Consider the following 21,557-nt stretch of genomic DNA (forward strand, 5'->3'; position numbering starts at 1 on the left):
GCGGTTCGCACTACAGGCAACATAACTCGCCCCGCTGACAGAGCAGTCCCGGTCAGTATGAGGCCGGGCCGCCAGGCCGCCGTCCTGCACGCGGGGTCAACTCGCCCACGGGCGGGGCCCGTTGAGCCCCGGCACAGGCATGGCGTGGCACGGCGTGCGGTGCGGGCCACCGGGTGGTGTCACGCCGGAGTTCGGGCCGAGCCGGACACGCCGAGGGGCGGCAGCCGGCCGGCTGCCGCCCCTCTCTCACGTACCGCCTGCGGCTACGCGGCCAGCTTGGCCAGGGCCGCGTCGATCCTCGCCAGGGTCTTCTCCTTGCCCAGGATCTCCAGGGACTCGAAGAGGGGCAGGCCCACCGTGCGGCCGGTGACCGCCACGCGGACCGGGGCCTGGGCCTTGCCCAGCTTCAGGCCGTGCTGCTCGCCCGCCGCAAGGACCGCGTCCTTCAGGGACTCCGGGGACGTCCAGTCCGCCGACTCCAGCTTCTCGCGGGCCGTGCGCAGGAGCGCGTCCGAGCCCTCCTTCATCGCCTTCGCCCAGGACGCCTCGTCCTCGACCGGCTGGTCGAGGAAGAGGAAGTCGACGTTGGCGGTGATGTCCGAGAGGACGGTCACGCGCGTCTGGGCGTGCGGGGCGATCGCCTCCCAGGCCTTCTCGTCGAAGGCCTCGGGGGCCCAGTTGGCGTGCGGGGCGCGCAGCCACGGCTCGCAGGCCTTGGCGAACGCCTTTTCGTCCAGCATGCGGATGTGGTCCGCGTTGATGGACTCGGCCTTCTTCAGGTCGAAGCGGGCCGGGTTGGCGTTCACGTCGGCGATGTCGAACTTCGCGACCATGTCCTGGATCGAGAAGACGTCCTGGTCCGCCGAGAACGACCAGCCGAGCAGCGAGAGGTAGTTGAGCAGGCCCTCGGGCAGGAAGCCGCGCTCGCGGTAGACGTTCAGGGACGCCTGCGGGTCGCGCTTGGACAGCTTCTTGTTGCCCTCGCCCATCACGTACGGCAGGTGGCCGAAGGACGGGACGTCCTTGGCGATGCCCAGCTCGATCAGCGCCTTGTAGAGCGCGATCTGGCGCGGGGTGGAGGAGAGCAGGTCCTCGCCGCGCAGGACGTGGGTGATCTCCATCAGCGCGTCGTCGACCGGGTTGACCAGCGTGTAGAGCGGGGCGCCGTTCGCGCGGACGATGCCGTAGTCGGTGGTGTTCTCCGCCTGGACGGTGATCTCGCCGCGGACGAGGTCCGTGAAGGTGGTCGCCTCGTCCGGCATCCGGAAGCGGACGACGTGGCTGCGGCCCTCGGCCTCGTACGCCTGCTTCTGCTCGGCGCTCAGGTCGCGGCAGTGGCCGTCGTAGCCGGAGGGCTTGCCGGCGGCGCGGGCCGCCTCGCGGCGGGCGTCCAGCTCCTCGGTGGTGCAGTAGCAGTTGTACGCGTGGCCGGCGGCGAGCAGCTTCTCGGCGACGTCACGGTAGATGTCCATGCGCTGCGACTGGCGGTAGGGCGCGTGCGGGCCGCCGACCTCCGGGCCCTCGTCCCAGTCGAAGCCCAGCCAGCGCAGGGAGTCCAGGAGCTGGTTGTAGGAGTCCTCGCTGTCGCGGGCCGCGTCGGTGTCCTCGATGCGGAACACGAACGTGCCGCCCTGGTGCCGGGCGAACGCCCAGTTGAACAGGGCGGTGCGGACCAGGCCCACGTGGGGGTTGCCGGTCGGGGAGGGACAGAAGCGAACGCGGACGTTCGCGTCCAGGGGGTTAGCCACGCTTGATCACCCTGTTGGTGAGAGTGCCGATGCCTTCGATGGTGACGGCGACTTCGTCGCCGACGTTGAGGGGGCCGACTCCGGCCGGGGTGCCGGTGAGGATGACGTCGCCCGGGAGCAGCGTCATGGCCTCGGTGATGTGGACGACCAGGTCCTCGATGGAGCGGATCATGTCGGTGGTGCGGCCGAGCTGGCGCTGTTCGCCGTTGACGGTGGCCTGGATGGTGAGGTCGCTCGGGTCCAGGTCCGTCTCGACCCAGGGGCCCAGCGGGCACGAGGTGTCGAAGCCCTTGGCGCGGGCCCACTGCTTCTCGCGCTTCTGTGCGTCACGGGCGGTGACGTCGTTGGCGCAGGTGTAGCCGAAGATGACGTCCTTGACGCGCTCGCGCGGGACCTCGCGGCACATGCGGCCGATCACGACGGCGAGCTCGGCCTCGTGGTGCAGCTCGTTGGAGAAGGAGGGGTACTCGATGTTGTCGCCGGAGCCGATCACCGAGGTGGTCGGCTTGAAGAAGGCGACGGGCATCTCCGGACGGCCTTGGTCGTCGACGATGGCGTTGCCGAGCTCCTTGGCGTGCTCCGCGTAGTTGCGGCCGATGGCTACGACCTTGTTGGGGAGCACGGGCGGCAGCAGGCGGACCTTGCTCAGCGGCACCTTGGTGCCGGAGAGCTCGAAGTCCGCGTACGGGATGCCCTTGATGATGTCGAGTACGAGACCGTCGGGGCCTTCGCCCTCGACGGCTCCGAAGGCGACATTGCCGTCGATGGAGAACCTGGCGATGCGCACGAGTGCTGTCGCCCCTCACTTCGCTTAGCTGGTACTGGCCGACTGGCCGGAGTCTGACGCTCCAGGCTAACGCGGGCGGGGGCACCGGCCGTGCGATTTCCCCCGGTCGCGGGGCCGCCGGGTCGGGCGCGGCGGGGCCGCCGGGTCAGACGGTGGCGGCGTCGGCCTGGGCCGGGGCCTTCATCAGGATGGTGCGGCGCGGGTTGGCCGTCTGGGCCGGCAGTTCGACGGTGTGCTCCGGCTGGGCCGCCCGCTGCAGTTCCTCGGCGTCCGCGAGGTGCGCCAGGGTGGTGCGGCGCGGGTTGGCTATGTTGCGGATGATCATCGTCGTCTTCATCTCTGCTACGAACCCTGTCTTTACGGACGCCTCGGGGGCGCCGGTTGTCGGAGTGGCCATCCCTGTAAAGCGTCAGGCTAAACATTCGAATTCCCGGCAAAGGGACGTAGAGACGACGATCAACATGTGAGTTTGCTCACGAATCAAGCCACAAAAGGGATATAAGGGTCCGTCAACTGGCCCTCCAGGAACGGACATTCCGGTATTGAACCCTGCATTCCGCTCCTGATCATCGCGACTGGGACACCCCCCGCCCGTAAGTGACTCGTAAGCATAAGTCCGTTTTCTCCGCGATCACTTTCTACGTCTTGTGACGCGATACTCACAATGTGTCACCCAGGTCACGGCCCGGTACGCGGGCCTTGTTGGAGATCCGGCACTGTGCTGGAATTCCACGCACCGCCGCGGGTCACTGACCGGTGCGCAGGGGCGCAACGCAGCGCCGGGTGAGCGGCGGGAGGGGGAGCAGGACAAGCGCCGGTCACTCAGACCACACAGGGGGCGCGCAGTGCCCCCATGACGCCGACACCGTCCCATCCGCCTACAGCGGGGGGACGCCTGGTCCAGAGGTTGCGACGCTAGTGCAGGGACGTTTCAAGAGGGATGGCAGCGCTGCGGCGGAGCAGGAGCCGCAGGGCGGGACTGGCCCCAAGACGGCCAGTTCCTCGCCCCAGCACGCCCAGAACCCCCGGGGCCCCGAGAACCCATCAGCCTCGCCGGCCGGCGAGGCGAGCGGCCAGACGGCCCGCACCGGTGGGCCCGCCGGCCCGTCCGGAGGCGAGAGCGCCGGCGCCGACCGCAAACCCACGGGTCCCGTGGACACGGGCTCCCGAATAGCCCTGCGCAACTGGCGCATCTCGACCCGCCTCGTCGCCCTGCTCGCCCTCCCCGTGGTGGCCGCGACGACCCTGGGCGGGCTGCGCATCCAGCAGTCGATGAACGACATGCAGCAGCTCGACCACATGCAGCTGCTCACCGACATGACCAAGCAGGCGACCGAGCTCGCCGCCGCGCTCCAGACCGAGCGCGACGACTCGGCGGGCCCGCTCTCCACCCAGACTTCGGACGCCCGCGTCCAGACCGACCGGTCCGCCACCGACCTGGTCAAGAAGTCGTTCATCAACGCGACCCAGGACGTCAGCGGCACGGAGAACGACGACGCGCTCGAGTCGATCCGGCGCAACGTCACCAACATCGCGATCCAGCTCCAGGACCTGGAGAGCATCCGCAGGACCGCGTACAAGGAGGGCTCGACCAACTCCCAGACGGTCGAGTCCTACAGCCGTCTGATCCGCGGTCTGCTCAGCCTCTCCCAGGACATGGCCCAGGCCACCTCCAACCCGGAGATGATCAAGCGGACCCGTGCGCTCGCGGCCTTCTCCTCGGCCAAGGAGTACGCCTCGGTCCAGCGCGCGATCATCGCCGCGGCGCTGCCGGCCACCAAGGACAAGGCGGGCGACCTCACGGAGCCCGACCGCCTGTACGCCAAGGCCGCGCAGGACGGCGAGCGCCAGTCGCTCGCCTCGTTCCAGAACGTGTACGAGGCCAACGGCGGCAACTCCACCGAGCTGATGGCCCCGCTCGACAAGGGCAACTCGGAGATCACCGCCGCCAACGCGTACTCGCAGCGCGTGCTCAAGAACACCGGCGGCATCAACCAGGAGCAGCGCCGCTCGTACCTCGACTGGTACGACCAGGACTCCAACAAGATCAACCAGATGAAGACCATCGAGCAGACCCTGCTCGGTGAGATGGAGCAGAAGGCGCGCGAGCTGCGCGACTCCTCGCAGCGCGACGCGATCCTCAACGGTGCGCTGATCCTCATCGTGCTCGGCGTCTCGCTGGTCGGCGCGTTCGTCGTGGCCCGCTCCATGATCCGCTCGCTGCGCCGCCTCCAGGACACCGCGACCCGGGTCGCCCAGGACCGTCTGCCCGAGCTCGTCAAGCAGCTCTCGGAGTCGGACCCGCAGGACGTCGACACCTCCGTGGAGTCGGTCGGCGTGCACTCACGCGACGAGATCGGCCAGGTGGCCGCGGCCTTCGACGACGTGCACCGCGAGGCCGTCCGGCTCGCCGCCGAGCAGGCGCTGCTCCGAGGCAACGTCAACGCGATGTTCACCAACCTCTCGCGCCGCTCCCAGGGTCTGATCCAGCGTCAGCTCTCGCTCATCTCCGAGCTGGAGTCCCGCGAGGCCGACCCGGACCAGCTGTCCTCGCTCTTCAAGCTGGACCACCTCGCGACCCGTATGCGCCGTAACGGCGAGAACCTCCTCGTCCTCGCCGGTGAGGAGCCGGGCCGCCGCTGGACCCGCCCGGTCCCGCTGGTCGACGTGCTGCGCGCCGCGGCCTCCGAGGTGGAGCAGTACGAGCGCATCGAGCTGGCCGCCGTGCCCGCGACCGAGGTCGCCGGACGCGTGGTCAACGACCTCGTGCACCTGCTCGCCGAGCTGCTCGAGAACGCGACCTCGTTCTCCTCGCCGCAGACCAAGGTCCGCGTCACCGGTCACGCGCTGCCCGACGGCCGCGTCCTGGTCGAGATCCACGACACCGGCATCGGCCTCTCCCCCGAGGACCTCGCCGCGATCAACGAGCGGCTCGCGTCGCCGCCCACCGTGGACGTCTCGGTCTCGCGCCGCATGGGCCTGTTCGTGGTCGGCCGCCTGTCCCTGCGACACGGCATCCGCATCCAGCTGCGCCCGTCGGACTCCGGCGGCACGACCGCGCTCGTCATGCTGCCCGTCGATGTCGCCCAGGGCGGCAAGAAGGTGCCCGGCAAGCCGGGTGCCGGCCAGCCGCAGGCCCCGGCGGGCCAGGGCGGCCGTCCCGGTCTCGCGGGCGGTCCGCCCTCGCGTGCCGGTCTCGCCGCGGGCCCGCTCAGCGGTGGCGGCCCCGGCGCTCCGGCCGGACGGCTCGGCGCGGGCGCCCCGCGCGGCCAGGTCACCGGTGGCCAGGGTCCGCGTGCCGCCCTCCCGCCCCGGAACGGCGGCCCCCAGCAGGGCCAGCCCCCGCAGCAGCAGGGCCAGCAGAACGCCTTCGGCAGCGCCCCGGCGGCCCCCCGCCGCGGTGACCGTCCGATGACCCCGCCGCCCGGCGCCCCGCGTGCCGAGCTGCCCGGCGGCAACCCGCTGACGCAGCAGCCGGCCCGGCCGCAGGCCACGAGCTGGGGCACCGACCAGCCCTCGGCCCTGGACGCGCCGCGCGGCCACGAGGAGCCGGAGCAGCACACCGGCCAGTACCCGCGCCCCGCCCTCGACGACCGCCAGGGCCCGGCCGCGACCGCCGAGTTCGCGCGCCCGGGCTTCGACGGGCCTCCGCCCGGCTCCCAGCAGGACCAGGGTTCGGGCACCGGCACGTTCGTGCGCCCCGACGTGTTCGGCACGCCGGCCGCCCAGGACCCGGCGGCGACGGGGCAGTTCGAGCGCCCCGGCACCTACAACGGGTACGGCGACCAGTCCTCGAACACCGGCCAGTTCACGCGTCCGGACCAGGACCCGTCCAGCACCGGCTCGTTCGCGCGGCCCGGCCAGGACGCCTCCAGCACCGGCTCGTTCACCCGGCCCGGCCAGGACACCGGCCAGTACGGGCGCCCCGCGGCCGACGACCGGCAGAACCCGGCGGCGACCTCCGCGTTCGCCCGCCCGGACTTCAACGCGCCGCGGCCGCCCGCGCCGCAGCCGGTCCAGCCGCAGCAGTACCAGCAGGGTCAGCAAGGCCAGCAGGGGCAGCAGGGCCAGGACTTCGGTCCGGGTGCCCCGCGCCGGCGCCCGGAGGGCAACGACTTCGGTGCCCCGCGTCAGCCCGAGGCGCTGCCGCCGGCCGGTGCCGGTGACGGTCGCACCCCGCTGTACGACACGCTCGAGACCAACTGGTTCCAGCAGCAGGGCGGCCCGCAGGCTGCCCAGGCCCCGCAGCAGCAGGGGCCGCAGGGCCGGGGCGATGCCCCGCAGCAGCCCGCGCCCGAGCGGCTGCCGGTCCGCGAGGGCGGCTCGGCCGGCTCCAACGGCGGCGGCAACTGGCGCAGTTCGCCCAACGACGACCTGGTCCGCCAGGCCGAGCGGGCCCGCAAGCCCGCCGCCGGCGGCGTGACCACGTCCGGACTTCCCAAGCGGGTCCCGCGCGCCAACCTGGTGGCGGGCACCGCACAGCAGCAGAACCACCAGGCAGGACCCCAGGTCTCCCGGGCGCCCGATGACGTGCGCGGCCGACTGACCAATCTCCGCCGGGGCATCCAGCAGGGCCGGCAGGCCAACAACGGCTCAACCGGCAGCTTCCACGTGGACCCCACTCACCAGCAGGAGCGTTAGTTGAGTCCGATGAGCCAGGCGGCACAGAACCTGAACTGGTTGATCACCAATTTTGTGGACAACACCCCAGGGGTGTCCCACACGGTGGTGGTCTCCGCCGACGGCCTGCTCCTCGCCATGTCCGAAGGCTTCCCGCGCGACCGCGCCGACCAGCTGGCCGCCGTGGCGTCCGGTCTGACCTCGCTGACCGCCGGGGCCTCCCGGATCTTCGAGGGGGGCAGCGTCGCCCAGACCGTGGTCGAGATGGAGCGCGGTTTCCTCTTCCTCATGTCCGTTTCCGACGGTTCCTCGCTGGCCGTACTCGCCCACCCGGAGTGCGACATCGGCCTGGTGGGCTACGAGATGGCCCTCCTGGTCGACCGCGCGGGCAGCGTCCTGACTCCGGACCTGCGCGCCGAGCTCCAGGGCAGCCTGCTCCACTGACCGCAAACCCCCCGGCCGAGCCGCTCGCGAGGCCGGGGGTCGGGAGCCGAGGCGCCGCCCCCTCCGGCGCGTACGGCTCCCGCACGACGCAGAACATCCGTCCAGGCCGCACCACTTCCCCCCACCGGCCCTGCCAGACGGCTTGCAGATGCCTTGCTGTCCCCGCCCGGAGGAACCAATGACCCCGCCACCCGCCTCACACGATTCGTACGGCGCGCTGCACGACGCGGCGTACGACGGTGAAGGCGACCAGCCGCTGGTCCGTCCGTACGCCATGACCGGCGGCCGGACCAGGCCGCGCTACCAGCTCGCCATCGAGGCGCTGGTCAGCACCACAGCAGACCCGGCGCACCTTGCCACGCTGCTTCCCGAGCACCAGCGGATCTGCCACCTCTGCCGTGAGGTCAAGTCGGTGGCCGAGGTCTCCGCGCTGCTCCAGATGCCGCTCGGTGTCGCCCGGATCCTCGTAGCCGACCTGGCCGAGGCCGGCATGGTGGCCATCCACCAGCCGGGCAATGGAGAGACCGGCGGCACGCCGGACGTAACGCTGCTCGAGAGGGTGCTCAGTGGACTTCGCAAGCTCTAGCGGCGGTGCCGCCCGTTCCACCACGTCGGCGAAGATCGTGGTGGCGGGCGGCTTCGGCGTGGGCAAGACCACGTTCGTCGGCGCGGTCTCGGAGATCAACCCCCTGCGCACCGAAGCCGTCATGACCTCGGCCTCCGCCGGAATCGACGACCTGACCCACACCGGAGACAAGACCACCACCACCGTGGCCATGGACTTCGGCCGCATCACCCTCGACCAGGACCTCATCCTCTACCTGTTCGGCACCCCCGGACAGGACCGCTTCTGGTTCATGTGGGACGACCTCGTCCGCGGCGCCATCGGCGCCGTCGTCCTCGTCGACACCCGCCGCCTCGCCGACTGCTTCCCCGCCGTCGACTACTTCGAAAACTCGGGACTCCCCTTCGTCATCGCCCTCAACGGCTTCGACGGACACCAGCCCTACACCCCCGACGAAGTACGCGAAGCACTTCAGATCGGCCCCGACACCCCCATCATCGTCACCGACGCCCGCCACCGCGCCGACGCCAAAAGCGCCCTCATCACCCTCGTCGAACACGCCCTCATGGCACGACTCAAGTAGGCAGTGCTCAAGTAGGCAGTGCCCTACGGCAGTTGTCGTAGGCGAAACGGGGGCGGACTGTGTCCTTTGACACGATCCGCCCCTGTGTTCATAACGTTTCGACAGAGAATTCTCGTGTCACCGCAACCCGCCGCGTTCATCCGGTGTCACTGCGCTCACAACAGCCCCGTCATTTGGCGGGGCTCGCTCTTTATGCCCGTTTTATCTGAGGTCTTGGCCACTCGGAACCCCAGATTCCAGACGTTTGGATGGCAGCCGTCCCACGTGCTGGAATTCGACGAACTCCCGAGTAGTACGGCCCCGAGAAGTACGGCTCTGAAACACACGCGGCACGCCCCACGGGTGCCGGCTCCGAGAGGTTGTTGGTCGAGTGAAGCGAAGCAGGACGAGCTCCGCGACGCAGCAGGCGCGGGGCAACTTCACCCCGCCGCAGCGCACGGCGGTGTCACAGCCCGCGCCCCAGACCTCTGCCCCGGACAACGGCAAGAAGGCCGCCCCGGGCAGCAACAGCCGTTTCTCGCCGCGCAACTGGCGGGTGGCCACCAGGCTGAACGCGATCCTCCTCATCCCCGTGCTGGTCGGCCTCGTCATGGGCGGCTTCGAGGTGAAGGGGTCCATATCCACCTGGCGCGACGCCCGCAACGCCGAGAAGGTCGCGACCATCGTCCGCGCGGCCTCCGACTACGGCCAGGCCCTGCTCAACGAGCGTGACCTCACCGCTCAGCCGCTGCTCGAGAACAAGCGCGACAGCGACATCGTCAGCAAGGCGTACGCCACCTCCGACGCGGCCCGCGCCAAGTTCGACGAGTCCGTCCAGGGCATGCCGGACACCCCGAGCCTCAAGCGCCGTCTCGCCAAGGTGCACGAGGCCGAGAAGACCCTCGACGACCTGCGCAAGACCGCGTACGCCAAGGGCGTCGAGGCCAAGAACCCGGTGCTGACCGAAGAGGGTTACACCGCGATCCCGCACTACCTGAGCACGTTCTCCAACGAGCTCGGCCTGGGCACCGGCAACATCACCAGCTACGGCCGCATGGTGTACGCGGTCGACCTCGCCAAGTCGGCGGAGTCGCTCCAGCGCTCCATCGGTCTGCACCTGCTGCTGCGGCCCAACGACGACCTCAAGACCTTCCAGATGCAGGTCAAGGCCTTCAACTCGTACAACTACCTGGAGTTCATCGCCCTCGGCGAGTTCGACGCGGGTGGTACGGACGCCGACAGCCAGCGGCTGAAGGACGTCCTGCAGACGAAGGCGGCCGAGGTCGCCAAGCAGTTCCCCGGCACCAAGCTGGGCGCCGACAACGGCCCGCACATCGGTGCCGCTCCGGCCGCCGACGGCTCGATCTACAACGGGATGGCCGCCGCGCTCGGCGAGGGCCAGACCCCCAAGCAGCTCAAGGCCGCGGGCATCACGCCCGAGTCCTGGATGGCCGCCTCGACCTCCAAGTTCGACGGCTACAGCCAGATCGAGGACGAACTGGTCACCCGGGCCGTCACCGAGGCCGGCCAGATCGCCGACGACGCCAAGACCACCGCGTACATCAACGGCGCGATCGTCGTGGTCGCCCTGCTCGCCGCGTTCATCCTGGCCGGCATGGTGGCCCGCCAGATGAGCCGCTCGATGCGCCGGCTGCGCAACGCCGCCTTCGACGTGGCCGAGCAGCGCCTGCCGATGCTCGTCGACCAGCTCTCGCGCACCGAGCCGGGCCGGGTCGACACCCGGGTCGAGGCGATCCCGATCGACTCCACCGACGAGATCGGCGAAGTCGCCCGCGCCTTCGACCAGGTGCACCGCGAGGCCGTCCGGCTCGCCGCCGAGCAGGCCCTGCTGCGCGGCAACGTCAACGCGATCTTCACCAACCTCTCGCGCCGCAACCAGTCGCTGATCGAGGGCCAGCTGACCCTCATCACCGACCTGGAGAACAACGAGGCCGACCCGGACCAGCTGGAGAGCCTGTTCAAGCTCGACCACCTGGCGACCCGTATGCGCCGCAACGGCGAGAACCTCCTGGTCCTCGCGGGCGAGGAGCCGGGCCGCCGCTGGGACCAGCCGGTCCCGCTGGTCGACGTGCTGCGCGCCGCCTCCTCCGAGGTGGAGTCCTACGAGCGCATCGAGCTGTCGGGCGTGCCGGAGGCCGAGATCCACGGCCGGGCCGTGACCGACCTCGTGCACCTGCTCGCCGAGCTCCTGGAGAACGCGACCACGTTCTCCTCGCCGCAGACCAAGGTCCGCGTCACCGCGACCCGTCTTCCGGACGGCCGCGTGATGGTCGAGATCCACGACAAGGGCATCGGCCTGACCGCCGAGGACTTCGCGGACATCAACCACCGCCTGGCCAACCCGCCGACCGTGGACGCCGCGGTCTCGCAGCGCATGGGCCTGTTCGTGGTCGGCCGGCTTTCCGACCGGCACGGCATCCGCGTCCAGCTGCGCCCCTCGGGCGAGCAGGCCGGAACCACGTCCCTGGTCATGCTCCCGGACCCGATCACCCACGGTGGCGGTGGCGAGAGCTCGCCGATGGGCGACGACTTCACGGTCTCCTCGATCATCCCCGAGCAGCACAAGCAGCAGCCGTACGAGGCCGTGCCCGCGCCGATGCGCACGGCGGCCGAGCTCGGCTTCGACGACTCCCGGTACGAGAGCGGCGAGCAGTCCGACCCCCGCGAACTCGACCCGGTGAACCGGTCGTTGCTGCGCGAGGAGCGCCGCGCGGCCCTGGAGGCCCAGGCGCAGGGCGGCGAACGCCCGCTGTACCGGGACGAGATCGAGCCGCAGAACCCGGCGTACGACGGCTCGTACCAGGACCAGCAGCAGTACGCCGCGCAGGACCAGTCCTACGAGGGCTCCTACGAGCCCCAGCAGGGCGCCGGTTACGACGGCTCGTACCAGGGCCAGGGTTACGCCCCCGAGCACACCGGTGCCTACGCACAGGACTCCTACGCGCCCCAGGAGGGTTACCGGGAGTCGGCCTATCCGGAAGGCTCCTACCGGGAGCCGGCGGCCGACCAGGGCCCCTACGAGGCACCGTACGCGGGCCAGGCGCCGCAAGGCGATTGGCCGCAGGAGAACGCCTACCAGGAGCCGTACACGGCCCCCTTCCAGCCGGAAGCGGAATCCGCGGAGGAGTCCCGGGGCGTTCCCGCGGGCGCCGCGGACCGCGTAGGCTTCGACCGTCCGGGCTCCACGCCGGCCGCCCACGAGATGACCGACGCGGGTCTGCCGCGGCGCGGCAGCCAGCAGAGCTGGCCGGCCGAGCCCGAGCAGGAGCAGCAGGCCGAGACCTCGGACGGACCGGCAGGCGACTGGCGCTCGACCAACGACGAGCGCTGGACGCGGGCCGAGAAGCTCCGTGAGCCCAAGGCCGGCGGGGTCACTCCCTCCGGTCTCCCCCGGCGGGTGCCCAAGGCCAATCTGGTCGAGGGCGCGGCCGAGCAGACCCCGCAGGGCGGCCCCCAGGTCTCCCGCGCTCCGGAGGACGTGCGCGGCAGGTTGAGCAACCTGCGGCGCGGTGTCCAGCAGGGCCGTAACGCGGGGTCGGACACAAGTAACACCTACAACCAGGAGCGTTAGTGTGAGCCCGATGAGCCAGGCGGCGCAGAATCTGAACTGGTTGATCACCAACTTCGTGGACAACACCCCCGGGGTGTCCCACACGGTGGTGGTCTCCGCCGACGGACTCCTGCTGGCGATGTCCGAAGGCTTCCCCCGGGACCGGGCCGATCAGCTGGCGGCCGTGGCCTCCGGTCTGACGTCCCTCACCGCGGGCGCCTCCCGGATCTTCGAGGGCGGCGCCGTCAACCAGACGGTGGTGGAGATGGAGCGCGGCTTCCTCTTCATCATGTCGGTGTCCGACGGTTCCTCCCTCGCCGTCCTCGCGCACCCCGAGGCCGACATCGGCCTGGTGGGTTACGAGATGGCACTGCTCGTGGACCGGGCCGGAAGCGTGCTGACCCCCGACCTCCGCGCGGAGCTTCAGGGAAGCCTTCTTAACTAGTTACCGATCAGTTCTCAATCAGCAGACAGGCCGTGCGTTTCTCGCCACCGCCCCATAAGGTGCGGTGGCGCGGCCCCAATGGGACGGGCACCGGTAGTCGGAGGAGGAAACGTGACAACACCCCCAGGCGGGCACCCCTACAGCGGTGGACAGCAGTCTCCGGGTGAGCACGGCCAGAACCGCTTCAACTTCCCCTCCGCAGCCGGCAGACACGGTCAGGGCCAGGGCCCGTACCAGCAGCCCTATCAGCAGCCGAACCGTCAGCCCAGCCCGTACGACCAGCCGCCGCAGCCCCGGATCGAACCGGTGCAGCCGAGGCAGACCCCCCAGCCCTCACCCGCGGGCGGCGCGCACAACCCTCTCGTGCGCCCGTACGCCATGACCGGCGGCCGTACCCGGCCGCGCTACCAGCTCGCCATCGAGGCGCTGGTGCACACCACGGCCGAACCGTCCAGGCTGCAAGGGCAGTTGCCCGAGCACCAGCGGATCTGCCACCTGTGCCGCGAGATCAAGTCGGTCGCCGAGATCTCGGCACTCCTCACCATCCCCCTCGGCGTTGCCCGGATCCTCGTAGCCGACCTGGCCGAGGCCGGACTCGTCGCCATCCACCAGCCCGGCGGCGACGAGTCCGCCGGCGGACAGCCAGACGTGACACTGCTCGAAAGGGTGCTCAGTGGACTTCGCAAGCTCTAGCGGCGGTGCCGCCCGTTCCACCACGTCGGCGAAGATCGTGGTGGCGGGCGGCTTCGGCGTGGGCAAGACCACGTTCGTCGGCGCGGTCTCGGAGATCAACCCCCTGCGCACCGAAGCCGTCATGACGTCCGCAAGCGCGGGCATCGACGATCTGACCCACACCGGAGACAAGACCACCACCACCGTGGCCATGGACTTCGGCCGCATCACCCTCGACCAGGACCTCATCCTCTACCTGTTCGGCACGCCCGGACAGGACCGCTTCTGGTTCATGTGGGACGACCTCGTCCGCGGCGCCATCGGCGCCGTCGTCCTCGTCGACACCCGCCGCCTCGCCGACTGCTTCCCCGCCGTCGACTACTTCGAGAACTCAGGACTCCCCTTCGTCATCGCCCTCAACGGCTTCGACGGACACCAGCCCTACACCCCCGACGAAGTACGCGAAGCACTCCAGATCGGCCCCGACACCCCCATCATCGTCACCGACGCCCGCCACCGCGCCGACGCCAAAAGCGCCCTCATCACCCTCGTCGAACACGCCCTCATGGCACGACTGCGGTAACGAGACGCAGCTGCGCGCGGAGCCCCGAATCCGGGGCTCCGCTCAGCGCGACAACTCGCCCAGCCTGACGGCGAATTCGCGGGCGTGCGTCACCACGCCGACGTGGCCCCCAGGGAACTCCGCGAGAGCGACCCCGTACCGCTGCGCGAGCCAGGCCGCCGGCCGGTACAGCCGCAAGCCGTACGAGGCCCAGCCCGCCGCCGGCACCAACTTGGCCGCGCACGCGTCGAGTTGGGCCAGGTCCGGGGCATGGGAACTGAACTGCCCCAGGATCCGCCCCAGGAAGAACGCCGAGTTCCCCTGGACCCGCTGGAACGTGGTGGCCATCCGGGGCGAAAGCCCGGAGAGGTCCGGCTTCTCGCCCCGCTCCTCACCGCACCCCGCACTCATCTCGGCCATCGCGGCGCCCACTCCCGCGCGATGGAAGGTCGCCACGATCTGGCCGAAAAAGGCGTGTTGCTCGGCCGCGTCGGGCAGCAGCGAGACCAGCACCGGCTCATGTGCGACGACCCGCGCCAGCCGTTCGGGATGCCGCGTGAGCAGCTCCACCGCGACGATCGCCCCCGAGCTGGTGCCGAAGACGTACGCGGGCGAGCCGTCGGGCGCGACCCGGCCCAGCAGCCGGTACGCGTCGTCGGCCTGCGTCGCGACGCACTGGTCCACGTCCGGCCCGTCGAGCGGGCTGCGCGAGTGGCCGCGCGGATCGTAGGTGACCACCGCGAAGCGGTCGGCGAGCGCTTCGGCGACCGGCTCGAAGATTCCGGCGTCCCCGCCGCCGCCCGCGATGAGCAGCAGCACGGGCCCCGTGCCGCGCACCTCGTAGCGCAGGGTCGCGCCGGGCACCTTCAGTGTGTCCACGACCGGCTCAGTCATCGTCCTTCTCCCCCTCCTCGCTCCTGGGCCAGTGCTCCAGGAGGATGTGCAGTGCTTCCACCCCGCGCTCCCACGACCTCCGCACCTCACGGGGGTGGCCGAATCCGCCCTCCGACTCCAGGGCGATGTAGCCGTGGAAGGTGCTGCGCAGCAGGCGTACGGCGTCGGTGAGGTCGGGCTCGGCCAGGCCGTAGGCGCGGAGCATTCCGTACGTCGTGTCCACCGTGCGCGCCATGACGGCCGAGCCGGCCAGCAGCTCCGGGTCGACCTGGTGCTGGGTGGCGGCGTAGCGGCCGGGGTGGGCGAGCGCGTAGGCCCGGTAGGCGTCGGCGAAGGCGACTAGCGCGTCCTTGCCGGCCCGGCCGGCGACGGCGGCCGCGATGGAGTCGATGAACTCGCCGGCCGCGTACAGCGTGACGCGCTGGCGCAGCTCGCGGAGGTTCTTCACGTGCGAGTACAGGCTCGCGTCCTTGACGCCGAAGCGCCGGGCCAGCGCGGACACCGTGATGCCGTCGAACCCGGCCTCGTCCGCCAGCTCGGCGCCCGCGACGGTGAGCCGCTCGACCGTCAGCCCCGCTCGGACCATCCCCGCACTCCCCCGATTCCGGCACCCAGGCCGAACCTAGGCCCCCTAGGTTCGCGGCTAATATACCTAGCCTCTGGCTTCGGGGACAGCGAAAAAGCCCCCGCCTGGCGAGGCGGGGGCTTTCTGCGTACGGCTCCTGGGCGGGTCAGCCCTGCCAGGAGTGGGGAGCGCGGAAGCCGGGGGTGCGCTCCAGGCGGCGCCAGCCCGCGGTGGAGCGGCCGCGCTTGGGGGCCGCGGCAGCGGGCTGGGCGGCGGCGCGCGCCAGCAGGACCGCGGTGATCGCGGCGAGCTCCTCGGGAGCGGCGTCGCCCTTCTCCACGCGGAGCAGGGACTCGGACGAGTTGGAGTTCGGGGTGTTCAAGTTCGTCTCCTCTTGACTGAGGTCCGGTAGGTCCTCTTACTGAGGCGGGTTGCCGTGCTTGCGGGACGGCAGGTCGGCGTGCTTGGTCTTGAGCATCGCGAGCGAGGCGATGAGGACGGCCCGGGTCTCGGCGGGGTCGATCACGTCGTCGACCAGGCCCCGCTCGGCCGCGTAGTAGGGGTGCATCAGCTCGGCCTTGTACTCCTTGACCATGCGTGCCCGCATCGCCTCCGGGTCCTCGGCGTCCGCGATCTGACGGCGGAAGATGACGTTGGCGGCACCCTCGGCACCCATCACCGCGATCTCGTTGGTGGGCCACGCGTAGGTGAGGTCGGCGCCGATGGACTGGGAGTCCATGACGATGTACGCGCCGCCGTAGGCCTTGCGCAGGATCAGCGAGATGCGCGGGACCGTCGCGTTGCAGTACGCGTACAGGAGCTTCGCTCCGTGGCGGATGATTCCACCGTGCTCCTGCGAGACACCCGGCAGGAAGCCGGGGACGTCCAACAGAGTGACGATCGGGATATTGAAAGCGTCGCACATCTGGACGAAGCGTGCCGCCTTCTCGGACGCCTCGATGTCCAGGACGCCGGCCAGGGACTGCGGCTGGTTCGCGACGATGCCGACGACCTGGCCGTCGAGGCGGGCCAGCGCGCAGATGATGTTCCGCGCCCAGCGCTCGTGGATCTCCAGGAAGTCGCCGTCGTCGACGAGCTCCTCGATCACCTTGTGCATGTCGTACGGGCGGTTGCCGTCCGCCGGGACCAGGTCCAGAAGGATCTCGGAGCGGCGGTCGGCGGGGTCGTCACTGGCGTGGACCGGCGGGTTCTCCCGGTTGTTCGACGGCAGCATCGAGATCAGGTAGCGCACCTCCGCGAGGCACGTCTCCTCGTCGTCGTACGCGAAGTGCGCCACACCGGAGGTCTCGGCGTGCACGTCGGCGCCGCCGAGGCCGTTCTGGGAGATCTCCTCGCCGGTGACCGCCCGCACCACGTCCGGTCCTGTGATGAACATCTGCGAGGTCTCGCGGACCATGAAGACGAAGTCGGTGAGCGCCGGGCTGTAGGCGGCGCCGCCCGCGCACGGGCCGAGCATGACGCTGATCTGCGGGATCACGCCCGAGGCCCGGGTGTTGCGCTGGAAGATGCCGCCGTAGCCGGCGAGCGCCGAGACGCCCTCCTGGATACGGGCGCCCGCGCCGTCGTTGAGGGAGACCAACGGGGCACCGGCCGCGATGGCCATGTCCATGATCTTGTGGATCTTCGTGGCGTGCGCCTCGCCCAGCGCGCCGCCGAAGATGCGGAAGTCGTGCGCGTAGACGAAGACCGTGCGGCCCTCGACCGTGCCCCAGCCGGTGATCACACCGTCCGTGTACGGCTTCTTCGCCTCCAGACCGAAGCCGACGGCCCGGTGCCGGCGCAGCTGCTCCACCTCGTGGAACGAGTCCGGGTCGAGCAGCAGGTCGATGCGCTCGCGGGCGGTCAGCTTGCCCTTGGCGTGCTGCGCCTCGGTCGCCCGCTCACTCGGCCCGCGACGGGCTTCCTCACGCAGGGCGAGAAGTTCCGCCACACGTCCACGCGTATCGCTCGGCTCACCCGGGGTCTGGTCCACAACGGTCATGTATCGACCCTACGAAAGGGGTCAAGGATTTCCTCCGTCGACTCCGAACAGTCTCGGGACCGCTTTCCTAGTGAGGGCTGACAGTAGACCTGCACCAGGCAGCCGACTCGACAGCGCAGGGGCCCCGAGATCTGTTGGGTTCCGACAACGACCCCGACCCCCGTCGTCAGCGTCGCGTCAGCGCGTCGTCAGGCCGGTGTCAGCTCCGCGTCAGCCGAGGACGACCTCGGTGCGCACCGTGGCGCAGGAGGTGCCGGGCGTGATGCGCAGCCGGAGCGAGCGCCCGGTGGCCAGGACCGTCACCCTCGCATCCCGGGTGGCGACCGAGCGGACGGGCCTGTCCCAGGTCAGCTCGACCGGCGCTCCGGTGCGCTCGGGCGCGGCGAGCGAGAGGGTCGCCGTGCGGTGTGCGGTGTTCACGAGCACGCTCGCCGGGCCGTTCACGCCGAGCCCGCCGGTCGCGCCCGCCGTCCAGAAGTTCGCGGCGAGCAGCCCGAGCCTACGGGCCGAAATGGCCTGCACGGAGGCCGAGTTGGCCAGGATCCGCACCTTGTCGCGGTCGGCGGCGCGGACCGCGGTCTCCAGCTGACGGGCACCGGGCAGCAGCACGTAGGCGTACGAGGCGTCGGCGGGGTCGGTGCCGTGGTCGAACCAGAGGGTGAGGTAGCGGCGGGTGACCGGGTCGGCGGTGCCGCCGGTGTTGATGGCCTTCCAGGTGCCGGTGCGCTCCTCGCGCAGGGTCTGGACGGCGGCGCCTTCGGGGAACACATAGCCGCCGTGGCCCGCGAGGTGCGCCCAGCGGGCCCGCCGGAAGGTGTCGTGGCGGCCGAGCGTGGCGGGCAGGCGGCGGCCGTCGACGGTGAGGGCGTTGGTGCCGGCGGCGCCGAGGTTGCGGTGGTCGGCGACCGTTTCGACGGGGGTGCCGTCGGCGGCGGTGATCCCGGCGCCGAGGCAGACGATCTCGTCGCCGACGAAGAACCAGGACTTGCGCGCGGTGAGGGTGGAGGAGAGCCCCTTGAGGTGCTGGCCGACCGCCGCGTACGTGCCGTCACCGGCGCCGCCGACCCAGGCCGTGTCGGGCCTGGCCGCGCCCCACGCGCCGCCCTCGCCGTCCGCGAGCGGCTTGCGCGAGACGGTGGTGCCGGGCATGCGGTACGGATCGGCGGTCGGCCAGAAACCGTCGCTGTACTGGTCGCCCGCGAAGCCCTCGCCCCACCAGGCGAGCATGCCCGAGCCGGTGTGCCAGCCGCGCAGGTTCTCGCCGTTGCCGTTCTCGTAGTACGCGATGCGCCGCGAGGACATGCTCAGGGAGGCGGCGAAGCGGGCGCCCCGGTGGACCGCGCGGTCCATCGCGGGGAACAGGCGCGGCCCGGTGGGCGCGGGCGCCGCCGAGGGCGCGGCGTCCACGGCCGCGCGCAGCAGGGCCAGGTTGGCGACGGAGAGGCGCTGGTCGGTGAGGACGGGACTGGTCCGGGACCGTTCGGACCAGCCCTTGATCAGCGTGCGCCAGCGGTCGCGTTCGGCGGCCGACGCCCCGAGGGCGAGCATGGCGATGTGGGCCATGATCGTGCGGCCCATCAGCTGGTCGTCGGTGGTCTGGCGGGAGATCGCCCGGCCGTTGACGCAGTCCATCATCAGGCCGTCGTGAATGAACGGCGCGTAGCTGCGCTCGACGGAGTCGAGGATGATCTGCCGGTTCGGGTCGGTGACCGCCCAGGTGGAACCGGCGAGCAGGGCGAAGAGCCGGGACAGGCCGTCGATCTGGACCTCCCCGTACGAGCCGGTGTAGGCGATCCAGGTGTGCTGGACGAACGATCCGTCGGCGTACAGGCCGTCCCCGCCGGTGACGTACGGGAAGACGGGCGAGAGCGCGTCGCGGGCGAGGGCGATCTTCGCGGCGCTCTTGCCGAGCACCCCGCGCGTGGCGAGCACCCGGCACAGGTCGGTGCGGTTGGCGCCGGTGGAGGTGCCGCTGTAGACGGCGACCGCGCTGTCCGGCACGAAGTGGTCGATCGCGGCGGTGTAGTGGGCGATCTGCTCGGCGGTGAGGGTGTCGTACGCGATGACGGCGGTGTCCAGGACGAGGCGGGAGCTGCCGATCTGCCAGTCCCACCAGTTCCCGAAGGACTTGGTGTTCTCGTTGTAGATCCGCGTGTAGAGGTGGTCGAGGCCCCTGCCGACGGCGGCGATCAGGGCGGCGTCGCCGGTGGATCCGGTGCCGGGCTGGGCCCAGGCCTGCGCCATGGTGTTGAGCCGGCCGTAGCTCGCGCTCATGTTGGCGGAACCGGTGGCGGGGTCGGTCAGCGGCTGGTCGGGCCAGAGCGAGCCGTTCGCGGGGGCCATGGTGGCGAGTGCGGTACGGGCCGAAGTGCCGAGCGCGGCGAGCTTGGTGGCGTAGGGCTCGGCGGTGGCGTCGAAGCCGGTGCCGAGCGTCAGATCGCGCCACCGCAGGCGCAGGGTGTCGAACTCATCGGCCGCCGGGGCGAGTTGGGCCGCGCCGGCCGCGGCGGCAGGCAGTGTCAGACCCAGGGTGACGGCGGCGGCGCCGGTGCCGGAGGCGGCGAGGAAGGTACGGCGTGAACTGCCCTGCGGGGATGGCATGGTGGCGGAACCTCCGGAGCGAAAGCGAAGAAGGAGGGGCACGGGTGCGCGTGGAGCCCGGGGCGAGCGAGGCGCGATTGAGCGGTTTCTCTCATGACATCGAAAGAACGCGCAATACTTCGCACATTCATCAAGGAAATTGATCGTTCGCGCAGAATCGTGCACGAACGATCTAACGAGGGTTACGCTCCTGGTCAGCGGTTGACGGCGGTCGGCGGAAGCCGACGGGGAGGGGCGGAACCACGTGCACGCCGAGGACAGGCACCAGGCGATACTGCGGCGGCTGCGGGAGCGCGGCTCGCTTCGAGTGACGGACTTCGCCGCGGAGTTGAAGGTCTCCGCGGTCACCGTGCGGCGGGATGTGGAGGCGCTCGCCGAGCGGGGTCTGGTGGCCCGGGTGCACGGCGGGGCGCTGCTGCCCGAGACGGCTTCGGCCCCCGCTTTCCAGCCGCCCGTTCCGCCCGGCCCGGGTCTGGTCTTCGGCCTCGTCGTACCGACGGCCGACTACTACTACCCCGAGGTCATCAGGGGAGCGAGGGAGGCGGCCGCCGCCCGGGGCATCCGCCTGGTGCTCGGCCTCTCGCAGTACCAGCCCGACGAAGAGCGGGCCCAGGTCCGCCAGTTGCTGGCCCACGGCATCGACGGGCTGCTCATCGCCCCGTGCACCCCGGTCGGCGACCACGACTGGCTGGCGGCGCTCGGGGTGCCGTGCACGCTGGTGGAGCGGCGTTCGGGGGACGATCTGCCGGACGCGGAGCGGGTGGTGACCGACCACGCCCACGGCGCCCGGCTGGCCGTCCGCCATCTCGCCGACTCCGGCCGCGAGCGGATCGGGCTGCTGCTGCGCGCGGACAGCCCGCACAGCGCGCTGGTCCAGGAGGGCTACCTCGCGGGCCTCGCCTCGCTCGGCCTGCCCGCGCCGGAGTCACTGCGCTTCACGATCGCGGCGCCGGAGGCGGACCCGGTGCGCCGCGAAGCCCAACTGGACGCGTTCACGAGGGCGGTTGAGGCCGGCCTGCTCGACGCGGTCCTGGTCCACAACGACCACGACGCGATCGTGCTGCTGCCTCGGCTGCGGGTGCGGGGCCTGTCGGTGCCCGGCGATCTCGCGATCGTGGCGTACGACGACGAGGTCGCCGCGCTGGCGGACATCCCGCTCACGGCTGTGGCGCCGCCGAAGCGAGCGGTCGGGGTGGCGGCGGTCGACCTCCTCGCCCTCCGCGTGGCCGACCCCGCGCGACCGAGGCACCACCTCTCGATCCTGCCCGAACTGAACCGCCGCGCCTCCAGCACGTAGCCCGACCCCTGGGGGTGCTCCGCCCCCCACCCCCGCCGGCCGCGCGGGCCGTGCGGCCTCGCCTCGGGCGCGGGGCGGCTTCGGGCGCGGGGCGGCTTCGGGCGCGGGGCGGCTTCGGGCGCGGGGCGGCTTCGGGTGCGGGGTTGCGCGCGTGTGCGGGGTTGCGCGCGTGTGCGGGGGCCGTTCGCGCGGTTCCTCGCGCCCCTGAGGGTTTTCCCCCGC

17 protein-coding genes are annotated in these 21,557 nt (G+C 71.0%); 9 read left to right on the top strand and 8 right to left on the bottom strand.

What is annotated here, in order from left to right:
- Positions 1–263 precede the first annotated feature (263 nt).
- The 3 genes from gltX to ACFYZA_RS19175 form a co-directional block, all read right to left on the bottom strand.
- Positions 264–1,748, bottom strand: coding sequence for a glutamate--tRNA ligase (gltX, locus tag ACFYZA_RS19165; RefSeq protein ID WP_382594968.1), 1,485 nt, complete (start codon positions 1,746–1,748; stop codon positions 264–266).
- Complete coding sequence (locus tag ACFYZA_RS19170) at positions 1,741–2,535, bottom strand: fumarylacetoacetate hydrolase family protein (protein ID WP_382594965.1); 795 nt, start codon at positions 2,533–2,535, stop codon at positions 1,741–1,743. Before ACFYZA_RS19170 ends, gltX begins: the two co-directional genes overlap by 8 nt.
- A gap of 145 nt (positions 2,536–2,680) precedes the next feature.
- Positions 2,681–2,872, bottom strand: a complete 192-nt coding sequence (locus ACFYZA_RS19175; RefSeq protein WP_382595118.1) for a hypothetical protein — start codon at positions 2,870–2,872, stop codon at positions 2,681–2,683.
- 581 nt (positions 2,873–3,453) lie between these two features.
- Here ACFYZA_RS19175 and ACFYZA_RS19180 point away from each other — a divergent pair.
- The 8 genes from ACFYZA_RS19180 to ACFYZA_RS19215 all read left to right on the top strand — a co-directional run bounded on the left by ACFYZA_RS19180 (position 3,454) and on the right by ACFYZA_RS19215 (position 13,997).
- On the top strand, positions 3,454–7,176 hold the full coding sequence (locus tag ACFYZA_RS19180) for a nitrate- and nitrite sensing domain-containing protein (RefSeq protein WP_388491763.1): 3,723 nt from the start codon (positions 3,454–3,456) through the stop codon (positions 7,174–7,176).
- A gap of 9 nt (positions 7,177–7,185) precedes the next feature.
- Positions 7,186–7,599, top strand: coding sequence for a roadblock/LC7 domain-containing protein (locus ACFYZA_RS19185; RefSeq protein WP_100577622.1), 414 nt, complete (start codon positions 7,186–7,188; stop codon positions 7,597–7,599).
- A gap of 178 nt (positions 7,600–7,777) precedes the next feature.
- A complete protein-coding gene (locus ACFYZA_RS19190) occupies positions 7,778–8,185 on the top strand; it encodes a DUF742 domain-containing protein (RefSeq protein ID WP_053727885.1) in 408 nt (135 codons plus the stop codon).
- The gene (locus ACFYZA_RS19195) at positions 8,166–8,747 is read left to right on the top strand and encodes an ATP/GTP-binding protein (RefSeq protein ID WP_100577621.1); all 582 of its coding nucleotides are present in this window, start codon (positions 8,166–8,168) and stop codon (positions 8,745–8,747) included. Before ACFYZA_RS19190 ends, ACFYZA_RS19195 begins: the two co-directional genes overlap by 20 nt.
- Positions 8,748–9,117: 370 nt before the next feature.
- The gene (locus tag ACFYZA_RS19200) at positions 9,118–12,318 is read left to right on the top strand and encodes a nitrate- and nitrite sensing domain-containing protein (RefSeq protein WP_388491766.1); all 3,201 of its coding nucleotides are present in this window, start codon (positions 9,118–9,120) and stop codon (positions 12,316–12,318) included.
- A 10-nt stretch (positions 12,319–12,328) separates the two neighbouring features.
- Positions 12,329–12,742 carry a roadblock/LC7 domain-containing protein gene (locus ACFYZA_RS19205; RefSeq protein ID WP_053725133.1) on the top strand — a complete coding sequence of 138 codons (414 nt, stop codon included), beginning with the start codon at positions 12,329–12,331 and terminating at the stop codon, positions 12,740–12,742.
- A gap of 111 nt (positions 12,743–12,853) precedes the next feature.
- Positions 12,854–13,435 (top strand): DUF742 domain-containing protein, encoded by a 582-nt coding sequence (locus ACFYZA_RS19210; protein ID WP_382600775.1) that lies wholly within the window; start codon positions 12,854–12,856, stop codon positions 13,433–13,435.
- Positions 13,416–13,997, top strand: coding sequence for an ATP/GTP-binding protein (locus tag ACFYZA_RS19215; protein ID WP_100577617.1), 582 nt, complete (start codon positions 13,416–13,418; stop codon positions 13,995–13,997). Before ACFYZA_RS19210 ends, ACFYZA_RS19215 begins: the two co-directional genes overlap by 20 nt.
- Before the next feature lie 42 nt (positions 13,998–14,039).
- Here the strand turns inward: ACFYZA_RS19215 and ACFYZA_RS19220 are convergent, their stop codons facing one another.
- The 5 genes from ACFYZA_RS19220 to ACFYZA_RS19240 form a co-directional block, all read right to left on the bottom strand.
- The gene (locus tag ACFYZA_RS19220; RefSeq protein ID WP_388491769.1) at positions 14,040–14,870 is read right to left on the bottom strand and encodes an alpha/beta fold hydrolase; all 831 of its coding nucleotides are present in this window, start codon (positions 14,868–14,870) and stop codon (positions 14,040–14,042) included.
- Positions 14,863–15,456: a TetR/AcrR family transcriptional regulator gene (locus tag ACFYZA_RS19225; RefSeq protein WP_382600771.1), complete on the bottom strand. Its 594-nt coding sequence runs from the start codon at positions 15,454–15,456 to the stop codon at positions 14,863–14,865. Before ACFYZA_RS19225 ends, ACFYZA_RS19220 begins: the two co-directional genes overlap by 8 nt.
- A 145-nt stretch (positions 15,457–15,601) precedes the next feature.
- The gene (locus ACFYZA_RS19230; protein ID WP_382600769.1) at positions 15,602–15,817 is read right to left on the bottom strand and encodes an acyl-CoA carboxylase subunit epsilon; all 216 of its coding nucleotides are present in this window, start codon (positions 15,815–15,817) and stop codon (positions 15,602–15,604) included.
- 36 nt (positions 15,818–15,853) lie between these two features.
- Entirely contained in the window at positions 15,854–17,437 is a 1,584-nt protein-coding gene (locus tag ACFYZA_RS19235) for an acyl-CoA carboxylase subunit beta (protein WP_382600767.1), read from the bottom strand.
- Between the two features lie 210 nt (positions 17,438–17,647).
- Positions 17,648–20,038 (bottom strand): polysaccharide lyase 8 family protein, encoded by a 2,391-nt coding sequence (locus ACFYZA_RS19240; RefSeq protein WP_388491773.1) that lies wholly within the window; start codon positions 20,036–20,038, stop codon positions 17,648–17,650.
- A 244-nt stretch (positions 20,039–20,282) separates the two neighbouring features.
- Here ACFYZA_RS19240 and ACFYZA_RS19245 point away from each other — a divergent pair, with 244 nt between their 5' ends.
- The gene (locus ACFYZA_RS19245) at positions 20,283–21,335 is read left to right on the top strand and encodes a substrate-binding domain-containing protein (protein WP_388491776.1); all 1,053 of its coding nucleotides are present in this window, start codon (positions 20,283–20,285) and stop codon (positions 21,333–21,335) included.
- Positions 21,336–21,557: the final 222 nt, after the last annotated feature.

The organism is Streptomyces sp. NPDC001828 (assembly GCF_042892175.1).
GTDB lineage: Bacteria > Actinomycetota > Actinomycetes > Streptomycetales > Streptomycetaceae > Streptomyces.